Source organism: Rhodococcus sp. KBW08, from assembly GCF_003852455.1.
GTDB lineage: Bacteria > Actinomycetota > Actinomycetes > Mycobacteriales > Mycobacteriaceae > Rhodococcus_F > Rhodococcus_F baikonurensis.
On sequence record NZ_QAJJ01000009.1, the window covers coordinates 55777 to 67083 of the forward strand.

11 protein-coding genes are annotated in these 11307 nt (G+C 63.4%); 7 read left to right on the top strand and 4 right to left on the bottom strand.

The window, feature by feature from the left end:
• Positions 1-900 carry a universal stress protein gene (locus DBV08_RS11050; protein WP_124567451.1) on the top strand — a complete coding sequence of 300 codons (900 nt, stop codon included), beginning with the start codon at positions 1-3 and terminating at the stop codon, positions 898-900.
• A complete protein-coding gene (locus DBV08_RS11055; protein ID WP_095971071.1) occupies positions 897-2423 on the top strand; it encodes an APC family permease in 1527 nt (508 codons plus the stop codon). The genes DBV08_RS11050 and DBV08_RS11055 overlap by 4 nt, the downstream gene beginning before the upstream one ends.
• Here the strand turns inward: DBV08_RS11055 and DBV08_RS11060 are convergent.
• Positions 2420-3037, bottom strand: a complete 618-nt coding sequence (locus DBV08_RS11060; protein ID WP_124567452.1) for a TetR/AcrR family transcriptional regulator C-terminal domain-containing protein — start codon at positions 3035-3037, stop codon at positions 2420-2422. The genes DBV08_RS11055 and DBV08_RS11060 overlap by 4 nt on opposite strands.
• Before the next feature lie 149 nt (positions 3038-3186).
• Here DBV08_RS11060 and DBV08_RS11065 point away from each other — a divergent pair, with 149 nt between their 5' ends.
• Positions 3187-4131: a nitrilase-related carbon-nitrogen hydrolase gene (locus tag DBV08_RS11065; protein WP_124567453.1), complete on the top strand. Its 945-nt coding sequence runs from the start codon at positions 3187-3189 to the stop codon at positions 4129-4131.
• The gene (locus DBV08_RS11070; RefSeq protein ID WP_124567454.1) at positions 4131-5156 is read left to right on the top strand and encodes an agmatine/peptidylarginine deiminase; all 1026 of its coding nucleotides are present in this window, start codon (positions 4131-4133) and stop codon (positions 5154-5156) included. Before DBV08_RS11065 ends, DBV08_RS11070 begins: the two co-directional genes overlap by 1 nt.
• 26 nt (positions 5157-5182) lie before the next feature.
• Here the strand turns inward: DBV08_RS11070 and DBV08_RS11075 are convergent, their stop codons facing one another.
• Genes DBV08_RS11075 through DBV08_RS11085 form a run of 3 tightly spaced genes read right to left on the bottom strand, consistent with a single transcriptional unit; the run spans position 5183 to position 8977 of the window.
• Positions 5183-7120 carry a VWA domain-containing protein gene (locus tag DBV08_RS11075; RefSeq protein WP_124567455.1) on the bottom strand — a complete coding sequence of 646 codons (1938 nt, stop codon included), beginning with the start codon at positions 7118-7120 and terminating at the stop codon, positions 5183-5185.
• Positions 7121-7129: 9 nt separating this feature from the next.
• Complete coding sequence (locus DBV08_RS11080) at positions 7130-8506, bottom strand: ATP-binding protein (RefSeq protein ID WP_124567456.1); 1377 nt, start codon at positions 8504-8506, stop codon at positions 7130-7132.
• 54 nt (positions 8507-8560) lie between these two features.
• A complete protein-coding gene (locus tag DBV08_RS11085; RefSeq protein ID WP_019744746.1) occupies positions 8561-8977 on the bottom strand; it encodes a VOC family protein in 417 nt (138 codons plus the stop codon).
• 85 nt (positions 8978-9062) lie between these two features.
• Here DBV08_RS11085 and DBV08_RS11090 point away from each other — a divergent pair, with 85 nt between their 5' ends.
• The 3 genes from DBV08_RS11090 to DBV08_RS11100 all read left to right on the top strand — a co-directional run bounded on the left by DBV08_RS11090 (position 9063) and on the right by DBV08_RS11100 (position 11304).
• The gene (locus tag DBV08_RS11090; protein WP_007727593.1) at positions 9063-9635 is read left to right on the top strand and encodes a DUF4126 domain-containing protein; all 573 of its coding nucleotides are present in this window, start codon (positions 9063-9065) and stop codon (positions 9633-9635) included.
• 27 nt (positions 9636-9662) lie between these two features.
• Positions 9663-10631 carry a S9 family peptidase gene (locus tag DBV08_RS11095; protein WP_124567457.1) on the top strand — a complete coding sequence of 323 codons (969 nt, stop codon included), beginning with the start codon at positions 9663-9665 and terminating at the stop codon, positions 10629-10631.
• A gap of 451 nt (positions 10632-11082) precedes the next feature.
• Positions 11083-11304 (top strand): hypothetical protein, encoded by a 222-nt coding sequence (locus DBV08_RS11100; RefSeq protein WP_003946391.1) that lies wholly within the window; start codon positions 11083-11085, stop codon positions 11302-11304.
• Positions 11305-11307 lie beyond the last annotated feature (3 nt).

Consider the following 11307-nt stretch of genomic DNA (forward strand, 5'->3'; position numbering starts at 1 on the left):
ATGCGCCTTATCGTCGGATACCTCGCCACACCCAGCGGTAAAGACGGGCTGGTCCTCGGGACCCAGCTCGCGCGCAGTCTCGGCGCGCAACTAGACATCTGCATGGTCCTCCCTCCGGATCGGACACTGCCGGCCAAGGTTCCCTCGGAAGCCGGCTACGACGACATCCTCGCCGCACGTGCACACGACTGGCTTGCCGAGGCGAAAGCCTCGGTGCCCGAGGACATTCAGGTGGAAGTACACCTGAGCTTCCACGAGTCGTTCGCTCAGGGACTGCTCGACGAGGTGGACCGGCTGAACGCTCTGGCGATCGTGGTGGGCGCTTCCGGCGACGGTCTGCTCGGCCGTCACGCGATAGGTTCGGTCTCGACCGAGCTGCTGCACTCCGCTCACGTCCCGGTGGCTCTGGCCCCTCGCGGAACGCGGCACTCGGCGGCTTCGGCGATCCGAGAGGTCACCTGCGCACTCGGCACCCGCGTCGGCGCCGACATCGTCTTGAACACAGCGGTGCGCACCAGCGAACTGATGCAGGTTCCTCTGCGACTGGTCTCACTCGTCGCGCTCGACCCGCAGAACGATCTTCGCGATCATCGCGACACCGCCGAATCGGCGAGAGAACGGGCACGAAATCACGCTCAGGACACACTCGACGTCGCCCGAGCGGCACTTCCCGCGGAGTTCCCGATCGAGGTCATCATCGCCGACGGTTCCACGGTGGAATCCGCAGTGCGTCAACTGGACTGGCAGGACGGCGACCTCGTGATGGTCGGTTCCAGTCGTCTCGCACAGCCCCGCAAACTATTCCTGGGCTCCACCGCCGCCAAGATGCTGCGCGTGCTGCCCGTTCCCATGGTCGTAGTGCCCAAGCACGAATTCACCCAGCCGGAGGCACTGTCATGACCAGCACCGAACTGAGTTCCAAAGGTCTCGCCACCGGCAAGATCGGCATGATCTCCGGTGCCGTACTCGGAATCTCCTCCGTGGCACCGGGTTACACCCTGACCGCCAGCATCGGATTGATCGTCGCCGCCGTCGGCCTCAAGATGCCCGCTATCTTCATCGCCGGCTTCATCCCGATGTTCCTCACTGCGTACGCCTACCGTGAACTGAACTCGGACACTCCTGATTGCGGGGCGTCGTTCACGTGGTCCACCAAGGCGTTCGGACCGTACGTCGGCTGGATGTGCGGTTGGGGCATGGTGATCGCCACCATCATCGTGCTCTCGAACCTCGCGGCCATTGCCGTCGATTTCTTCTATCTGTTCATCGCGCGGGTGGTCGACAATCCCTCCATCGCCGATCTACCGGGCAACAAATTTGTCAACGTCGGTACGACGCTGGTGTTCATCGCCCTGGCCACCTGGATTGCCAGTCGAGGAATCACCACCAGCGAGCGCGTGCAGTTCGCGCTCGTCGGTTTCCAGATGGTGCTGCTCGTCGTCTTCGCCGTCGTTGCACTGGTTCACGTCGGTGCCGGCGACGCCCCGGCCGGATTGTCCTTCGACCTGAGTTGGTTCAACCCGTTCAGTGGACTCGCCATCGGAGCGTTCGTCATCGGACTCACCGGATCGATCTTCGCGTTCTGGGGTTGGGATACCTGTCTCACGCTGGGCGAGGAGTCGAAGAACCCGAAGAAGACCCCGGGCCGCGCCGGTTTGCTCTGTGTCGCAACCATTCTCCTGACCTACCTGTTGGTCGCCGTTGCCGCGATGATGTACGCCGGCGTCGGCGAGGAAGGTCTCGGCCTCGGCAATCCCGACAACTCCGAGAACGTCTTCGGCGCTCTGGCCGACCCGGTACTGGGCAACTGGGGTGGCATGCTCCTGTTCCTCGCCGTCTTCGTCTCTTCCGTCGCAAGCCTGCAGACCACGTTCCTGCCTGCAGCGAGAACCATGCTCGCCATGGGTGCATACGGAGCGTTCCCCAAGAAGCTCGCCGAGGTCTCCCCTCGCTTCCTCGTGCCGTCGTACGCCACCGTGGTCGCGGGTGCTGTGACCGCAGTGTTCTACAGCGTTGTCACCTTCCTCTCCGAAAGTGCGCTGCTCGACACCATCGCCGCCCTCGGCATCATGATCTGCTGGTATTACGGCATCACGGCATTCGCGTGTGTGTGGTATTTCCGCAAGACTCTCTTCGAGAGCGTACGAAACTTCGTCTTCCGGCTCGCATTCCCGCTCATCGGTGGGCTCATGCTGCTTGCGGTGTTCGTGATTTCGGTTCAAGAGAGCATGAATCCGGACAATGCCAGCGGGGCATCGATCGGCGGCATCGGCCTGGTCTTCTTCCTCGGCTTCGGCATTCTCATCCTCGGCGCGGTCCTGATGATGGTCATGCGAGTGCGCAACCCCGCGTTCTTCGAGGGAAAGACACTCAACCGCGACACGGAGGCTCTGCGCGACGAGAACGATCTCAGCGTGTCCTAGGAGACAGTAGCGTCGGGGGCCTGTGCGATCAGGCCCGCCATCAACACACGCAAGCCGAATTCGAAGGCGGCGTCGGCACGTTCGGGATTTTTCCCGGACGTTGCCAACGCCGCCTTCATCGCGTCGTTGGCCTCTGGCCCCGACGCCCACTGGACATCCGGCGCCGCCAGATCCAACGCCGAACCGAGAACAAAACTGTCGACGGTTGTAATTGCATGCAGCGTTTCGGCCGGGTCGAAGCCGCCGTCCGCGAAGGCCTGCGCCAACGCGTTGTACAGGGTGAACGCCACACCGGCTTGCACGGTCTGCGCCGTGAAGAGCGGAATCAGACGAGGATGCGCGGCGTAGCTTCGCCGATACTCGGCCGCCAACGCCGCAACCGTCTCACTCCAGGTGCCCGAGGCCGACTCGACGTCGATTCCCGCCATCAGTTGAGCCCTCATCAGTTCGACGATCTCGGCTCGTCCGGACACGTGGTTGTACAGCGACGACGGTCGAACCTTCAGTCTTGCGGCGAGTCCCGGCATGGTGAAATCGCCGGACTCGTCCACCGACTCGATCGCTGCCTCGGTGATGATCGCCGGTGAGAGCAGTCGTTGCGATGGCCGCGGCATATGTCCTCCTGTAGTGATCCACACCGTTCGGGGCGCCGCAAAAAACAATTCCTCGAAAGTCCTTGATCAATCAGCGCTCACCCACCATACTTAACGAATCACATTCGTTTTACGTTGAACGTCGAATACCCGAGCACCGAGGAAACCCCATGCTGACGATCACCGCCCTCACCCCACCCGAGTCTTTGGCCGCGACCACGCCGTCCACGTCCGCCCCTCTGCGTGTGGGTCTCGTCCAACATCGCTGGCACGAGGACCAAGACGACCTCTACACCGAATTGAGCGAGGGCATCGCGGCCGCAGCGAAGCTGGGCGCTTCCGTGGTCTTTCTTCCGGAGCTGACGCTCAGCCGGTACCCCGCCTCCAGCCCGGCCGACGACAATCCCGGACGCCAAGCGGAAGACCTACTCACCGGACCCACTCTCGCCTTCGCCGCCAAGGCCGCCGCCGAGAACCAAGTCCTCGTTCACGCATCGTTGTACGAGCGCAGCGAGGCCGAGGACGGCCTGGGCTTCAACACCGCGATCCTGGTCGCACCCGGAGGTGAACTCCTCGGTCGTACACGCAAGCTCCACATTCCGGTGACGGCCGGGTACTACGAGGACACGTACTTCCGCGGCGGTCCGTCCGAGGACGCATACCCCGTTCACGAGGCACTCGGCGCCAAGTTCGGACTCCCGACATGTTGGGACGAGTGGTTCCCCGAGGTCGCGCGTGCATACTCCCTCGCCGGTGCCCAGGTTCTGGTGTACCCGACGGCGATCGGCTCCGAGCCCGATCACCCGAACTTCGACACCCAACCGCTGTGGCAGCAGGTGATCGTCGGAAACGGTATCGCCAACGGCACCTTCATGGTTGTTCCCAATCGTCACGGCAGTGAAGGTCTCATCACCTTCTACGGTTCGTCCTTCATCTCGGACCCGTACGGACGCATCCTCGTTCAGGCTCCCCGCGACGAATCTGCCGTGCTGGTAGCCGATCTCGACCTGCAGCAGCGCGAAGACTGGCTGGCACTGTTCCCATTCCTGGCCACTCGCCGACCCGACACCTACTCGGCTCTGACCGCACCGGTGAAGACTGCGGGAGCCCACTGATGACCTGGCGCATGCCCGCGGAAAGTGAGCCGCACGAACGTACCTGGATGGCGTACCCCAGTGCCGGGTACTCCCTCGGGGACACCGCCGAAGAACAGCATGAAGCGCGCTCGACGTGGGCGGCCGTCGCCCACGCCGTCGCCGAATTCGAGCCGGTCACCGTCGTCGTCGATCCCGCCGAAGTCGAGCAAGCACGAAAGTACCTGTCCGGGAAGGTCGACATCGTCGAGGCACCTCTCGACGACGCGTGGATGCGCGACATCGGACCGACGTTCGTCTTGTCCGACGAAGGCCGTCTCGGCGGAGTCGACTGGGTGTTCAACGGCTGGGGCGCACAGGATTGGGCACAGTGGGACAAGGACTCGAAGATCGGCAGGTTTGTCGTCGAACAATCCGGTGCCCAGTTGGTCGACTCACCAATCGTCAACGAGGGCGGCGGCATTCAGGTCGACGGTCTCGGCACCGTGCTGGTCACCGAAACCGTCCAACTCGATCCGGGGCGCAATCCCGATCTGACGAAGGCGGACATCGAGGCCGAACTCGCCCGCACCATCGGAGCCAAACACGTCATCTGGCTTCCCCGCGGATTGACCCGCGATCAGGAGACCTACGGAACCCGCGGACACGTCGACATCGTCGCTGCCATCTCTTCCCCCGGAGTGGTACTGGTCCATGACCAACGCAATCCGGTGCACCCCGACTACGCCGTCAGCAAGAGGATCATCGAGTTGTTCGAAAGCTCGACGGACGTCGGTGGCCGGCCGTGGAAGGTCATTCGGGTACCCGCTCCCGAAATCCTGCGCGACGACGAGGGATTCGTCGACTACAGCTACATCAACCATCTCGTGGTCAACCGTGGAGTGATCGCCTGCAGCTTCGACGATCCTGCCGACGCCGAAGCGGTAGAGATCCTGTCAGCCGCTTACCCCGGACGCACTGTCGTCACCGTCGACGCCAGACCTCTGTTCGAACGCGGCGGCGGCATCCACTGCATCACCCAGCATCAGCCCGCTGAACAGAATTAGCAGCGACAGAATTAGCAGCGACGGGGTTAACGGCGACCTCGCATGTAGTCACTCACGACGGCTGCGCCGAGGCCGTCCAGGTCCGGCGCGATGACGCGTCCACCCACCCGGTGCGCCATCCGGTCGACCACCCTGGCCAGGCCTGGATCCTCACCGAGGCGGAAAAACGTGACCTTGGCGCCCAGCCTGGCCACCGCGTCGAGTGCTCGAACCGTCAAACCGAGGGTTCGCGCACTCGGCGGGTAGTCGAACCTGGCTTCTCCGTCCGCTTCGAGATGAGCCGTCGGCTCACCGTCGGTGACGATCAGCACCACCGGCTGCGCATTGGAATGGCGTCGAAGGTGCCTGGCTGCCAACAACAGTGCGTGGTGCAGGTTGGTTCCCTGATCCCAGGCGCCGTCCAAACCGGCGAGCTCCGACGGGCTCAGTACGTGCGCGTGGCGTCCGAAGGCGATCAACTGCAGCTCGTCGCTGCGAAACCGCGTGCTCACCAGATGATTGAGTGCCAGAGCGGTGCGCTTCATCGGCACCCAGCGATCCTCCATCACCATCGAGAACGACGTATCCACCAACAGAGCCACCGCAGCCTGGCTGCGCTGTTCGGTCTCGGCAACTTCGACATCGACGACGCTCAGCCGCACCGGCATTCGGCCCGGGTCACGCAGGACGGCGTTGGTGATGGTTCTGGTGACGTCCCACGGTTCGGTGTCCCCGAACTCCCATTCGCGGGAAGCTCCGGTGGGTTCCCCCATCGCACCGGCCCGACGCGTATCGCGTTGACCGGTTCGTGACGACAGTTGCCCGGCGACGTCACGCAGAGCGGTCTGCCCGAGCTGCCGCATGGCCTTGGGCGACAAGCGCCATTGACCGTCCGGTGCACGATCGAAGAAACCCTGCTCCTGCAAGGCCTTCTCGAGATCGGCCAGGGTGCGAGCGTCCGCAGCGGCTTCGTCGCCGAGCTGCCGCGCAAGTAGCTCGGGGTCGATGTCGTCGAGCGCCGCGCCCGCGTACTGCTGAGACAGCTGATCTGCCAAGGATTCCAGCTCGGCGATGTCCTGCAGTGCGCCGGTCCCCTCACCCAACCCCATTCCGTTGTCGCCGCGGAACTGTTGCGAACCTTCCCAGTCCTCACCCGGCCGAGCCGCCTGAAGGAACTGGTCGAGTTGACTCAGCTCACTCATCAGGCTCGGATCACCGAACGCCTGCTGCGCCAACGCATCCAACTCGTCACGCTGCTCCTGCGAGAGCGAGTTCCGCAATCGTTGTGCGGCCGCCGCGCGCTGCGCCAACGAATCCAGAAGTTCCTCGACGTTGCGAGGGTTGTCCGGGAAATACTGCCCGTGCTTGTCCATGAACTCCGCAAACTGCTCCGGAGTGTCGACGCCCCGTGAATGCGCATCGAGCAGTTGATTCAGATCTGCCAGCATCTGGCGTATCTGCTCACGATCCTCGTCGGTAGCGCCCTCGAGCGCCTGCTTCATTCCCGAGAAGCGTTGATCGAGGACCTCACGTCCGAGCAGATCACGAATCTTCTCGTAATCCGCGCGAGCCTGTTCGCTGCGCCAGTTGTAGTCGGCCAGATCTTGAACTGCCTGAGCTGTCGACGGTGGCAACTCCTCGATCCGCATTTCGTTGAACCGTGCGTCGTCGTCGAGAGCACGCGCCAGTTCCTTGCGCTCTTCGAGCACCGCCTTGTCGAGAAGCTGACGAACCTCGTCGAGCGTCCCGTCGAGATTGTTGCGGCGCAACAACTCGCGTCGACGTCGGTTCGCCTGTGCGGCAAGCTCGTCCAGCCCGCGCATATCTCGATTGCCTCGCCGCAGCAGCTCCCGCAGGGCATGGCGCGGCGACGTGCCGGACAACACGTCGTCGCCGATTGCTGCCAAGGCATCGCGTAGATCTACCGGTGGCGCCAGCGGATCGGGACCACCGTCGTACGGCCCGTACCGCGGATTGTGAATCATCACTGCCCCTTACGAGTACACCGAGCGGCCGCCCGGGCCTTGATCTTTCGAGATCCGGCGCGCAAGGTAAAGCCCTTCGAGGGCAAGTTCGGCACCGGCGGCACGCTCGCCGTCGGATTGCGCACCCAGACGCTCGGCTACTTCGTCCAGGACCTCGAGGTCCGGAAGCTCGTCGAGAAACGCCTTGGCCGTGACAGATTCACCGGTGACGATCGTATTGCCCATCTCCACAGCGGAAACCAGCATCCCCAGGTCGATTCCGCCCAGACGTACCCGAACCGTATCGGCCGTCGCGCGACGCAACAGGTGCTCGAGCACCTCCAGTTCGCGGCCCTCTTCACCGGATTCGAACTCGACCTTGCCGCGAAGCACCTCGACCACGGACTCGAGATCGACGGGCCGGGCAACAGGATCGGCCTCGCCGAGCACCGCCGCGCGTCGTACCGCCGCTGCACTGACGGTTTCGGCGCCGGCGACGGCAAAGCGAGCCGACACACCCGATCGCTGGTCCACCGAGGTGGATTCGCGGAGCAGGCGAGTGAATCTGGCAAGAATTTCGAGGAGATAGTCGGGCACCTCGGCGGCCAGATGTGCCTCCTGCTCGATCACCGCGATCTCGCCCGCCAACTCGACGGGGTAGTGCGTGCGGATTTCTGCGCCGAAGCGGTCCTTGAGCGGGGTGATGATGCGGCCACGGTTGGTGTAGTCCTCGGGGTTCGCGCTCGCGACCAGAAGAACGTCCAACGGAAGCCGAAGCGTGTACCCGCGGACCTGGATGTCCCGCTCTTCCATCACGTTGAGCAACGAGACCTGGATGCGCTCGGCGAGGTCGGGAAGCTCGTTGATCGCCACGATTCCGCGATGCGCACGGGGCACGAGGCCGAAGTGAATGGTCTCGGGATCGCCGAGGCTCCGCCCCTCGGCAACCTTGACCGGGTCGACGTCGCCGATCAGGTCGGCGACCGAGGTGTCCGGCGTTGCCAGCTTCTCGGAGTATCGCTCGCTGCGGTGGCGCCAGGCGATCGGGAGGTCGTCCCCCAGTTCCTTGGCTCGACGTATCGAAGCCGGGGTGATCGGCTCGTACGGGTGCTCCCCCAGTTCCGAGCCTTCGATGACGGGCGTCCACTCGTCGAGAAGGAGCCCGAGGGTGCGAAGCAACCTCGTCTTTCCTTGACCTCGTTCGCCGAGCAGAACCACGTCGTGGCCGGCGATCAGCGCCCGCTCGAGTTGCGGGGCGACCGTGTCCTCGAACCCGACTATCCCGGGCCAGGGGTCACGGCCGTCCCGCAACGCGGCGAGAAGGTTCTCTCGTAGTTCTTCCTTGACACTTCGCTGTACGTGTCCGGAGGCGCGTAGCTCTCCGAGGGTTTTTGCGACAGTCACCACTCCACGCTACGAGTGTTTGCGGGGTTTCGCCTCTCGCCGAGGAAGTTCGGTCGCTCAGCCCTCGATGTTCTCGGGATTCATCCAGATGATTTCCCAGATGTGGCCGTCGGGATCCTGGAAGCTGCGGCTGTACATGAAGCCGTGATCCTGCGTCGCGTTTCCTTCGGAACCGCCGGTCGCGAGCGCTTTGTCGACGAGGGTGTCGACTGCCTCGCGAGTCTCGGCCGAGAGTCCAAGAAGCGCTTCCGTCGACGTCGAGGTGTCGGCGATGCCCTTCGTCGTGAAGGTCTTGAAGAAGGGCTCGGCCAACAGCATCACGACGATGGTGTCACTGATGACCATCGACGACGCATTCTCGTCGGAGAACTGCGTGTTCTTGGAGTATCCGAGCCCCTCGTAGAAGGTGGTGGCCTTGCCCAGGTCCTTGACGGGCAGGTTGAGGAAGAACATCGGCTGCGGGTTTGTCGCCATGGAAGGTCCTTTCCGAGACTTTGCTGTGCGCCTTTATTAACCGCCGGCGGTTAATAAAGGCGCACAGTAGACCTAAACTCCACCCATGGATACCTGGGTGTTGCCCGCCATGCTCGGCCTCGGACTCGCCGCAGCGTCCGGAATGCGAACCTTCCTGCCGCTGCTGATGCTCAGCGCTGCGGTCCACTTCGAACTGTTCGGGATCACCGTCGGCGAGTCGATGCGGTGGATCGGATCGACCGGCGCGCTGGTGGCATTGGCAATCGCCGCTGTGGTCGAACTGGGTGCCGACCTCATTCCCTTCGTGGACAACGCACTCTCGGTGATCGGCAACGTCACCGGACCGATTGCCGGAGTGATCGCCGCCTGGGCGGCATTCAGTCATCTCGACCCTGCGATGGCCGCGTTGGCGGGCATCATCGTCGGAGCACCGACGGCGTTGACGTTCAGCGCCGCCCAGACCGGTACTCGCGCGGTCAGTACGGCCACTACCGGTGGACTGGCGAATCCCGTCGTGTCCGTCATCGAGGATGTGCTGACTTTCTTCACCTCGTTGATCGCGATGATCTTGCCGCTCCTGATCATTCCGCTGCTCGCCGCACTCTTGTGGTTCAGCTGGCGTGGCTGGCGTCGTGTCCGGAGTCTGCGCACCGCCTGACCGCACCGACCTGGTAGACAAGTCGTCATGTCCGACACCGAGATCTCGTTCCAATCCGGCGACGTCACCCTGTACGGGAGTCTTCGCCTGGCCGCCTCACCCGACGCCCCTGCCCCGGCCGCGCTGATTCTGGCCGGTAGCGGCCCCACCGATCGCAACGGCGACAGCGCACTTCTCGAAGGCGATATCGGAACTCTGCGGTTCATCGCGGATCTTCTTGAAAATCAAGGCATTTCAAGCCTGCGCTACGACAAGCTCGGGAGCGGCGAAACCGCCCTCGGCGACTACGACATCGAAGACATCGCCGATCTCGGCTTCAACACGTTTGTCGACGCCGCCTCCGACGGACTCGACTACCTCGCCGGACAACCCGGCGTCGATCCCGAGCGACTGTTCGTCGTCGGACACAGCGACGGCGCCGTCGTCGCACTGGCACTTGCCACTGCGAAAGAGGGATCGAGAGTCAGCGCCCTCGCACTGCTCGAGCCACTGAGCGTGCGGCTTCTCGATCTACTCACGACGCAGATTCACCGCCAACTCGACGCCGTCGTCGGTGCCGGTCAGCTGCCGGTCGAACTGGCCGACGAACTTCGCGTCGCGCTGGCCGACGCCGTCGAGTCCCTTCGCTCCGAGGGCACGGTTCCGGATGATCTGCCCGAACCGCTGCAGAATGCGGGACTGGTGCATGCCAACGCCAAGGCACTCGCCGAGGAAGACGCATTGGACCCGGTCGCGCTCGTGGCGGCGCTGCCGGCCGGGATGCCCGTCCTCACCAGCTGCTCGGACAAGGACATCCAAGTCATTCCCGCCGACGTGGCGGCACTCGACGCCGCACTCTCCCATACAGCGCTGACGTCCGTACGGATGCGCAACGCCAACTTCGTACTCAAGGACATCGGCGACGAACAGTCCACCGGAGCCGACTACGTCGCGCCGCTTCCGTACTCGGCAGAGTTCTCGGAGCCCTTCACAGCGTGGGTCCGTTCGTTCTCCTGATCACGTACAGACCGAACGTCCTCTTTTTCAGGTAGAAAGTTCCCTCCGCGAACCATCGCGGAGGGACTTCTGCTTTCTACGCCTGACCTGCAACGAAGACTCTTTCGATCCGGCGAATCCGGGGACAGAAGTCACGCGGAGTTTACGTTCGCGGCGCTTTTTATTGGTGCGAACCCTCGATCCGTGCTGTACGGTCATCCATTAACCAGCAACGCCACCCAGAAAGGAACGGACATCATGTCGCTACACCTGAACGTCGTATCCGTACTTTCGTGGCGCAGCTGCACCGCAGACAAGCACATTTTTTCGGCCGCAATGTCGGCCGAGCACATGGGCAACAAGCGCGGTGTACCCCGAGAATGATCCCCAGTTTCACCGGATTCGTTCTCGGGCACCCAGGGCAAACGCCTCGGGTGCCTTTTCTTTTACCTTTCACACGCAGGAGCACCACATGAAACTTCGAGTCAACCAACTGTCCATCGCGCCGCCGTATGTCGATCTGCCCGGTGACCTCACCGGATACGCAGTCACGCTGGATCTTTCGCACTCCGATGCTGCCCACGAAGCCACCCTCGGCGCACTGATCAGCGAGATCCGCAGTCGCGGAGCCTCACGCGTCGTCATCACCGGCTCCCCCCGCGAACTCCAGGGCACCCACAGCAGCGCCGCCTGAAAG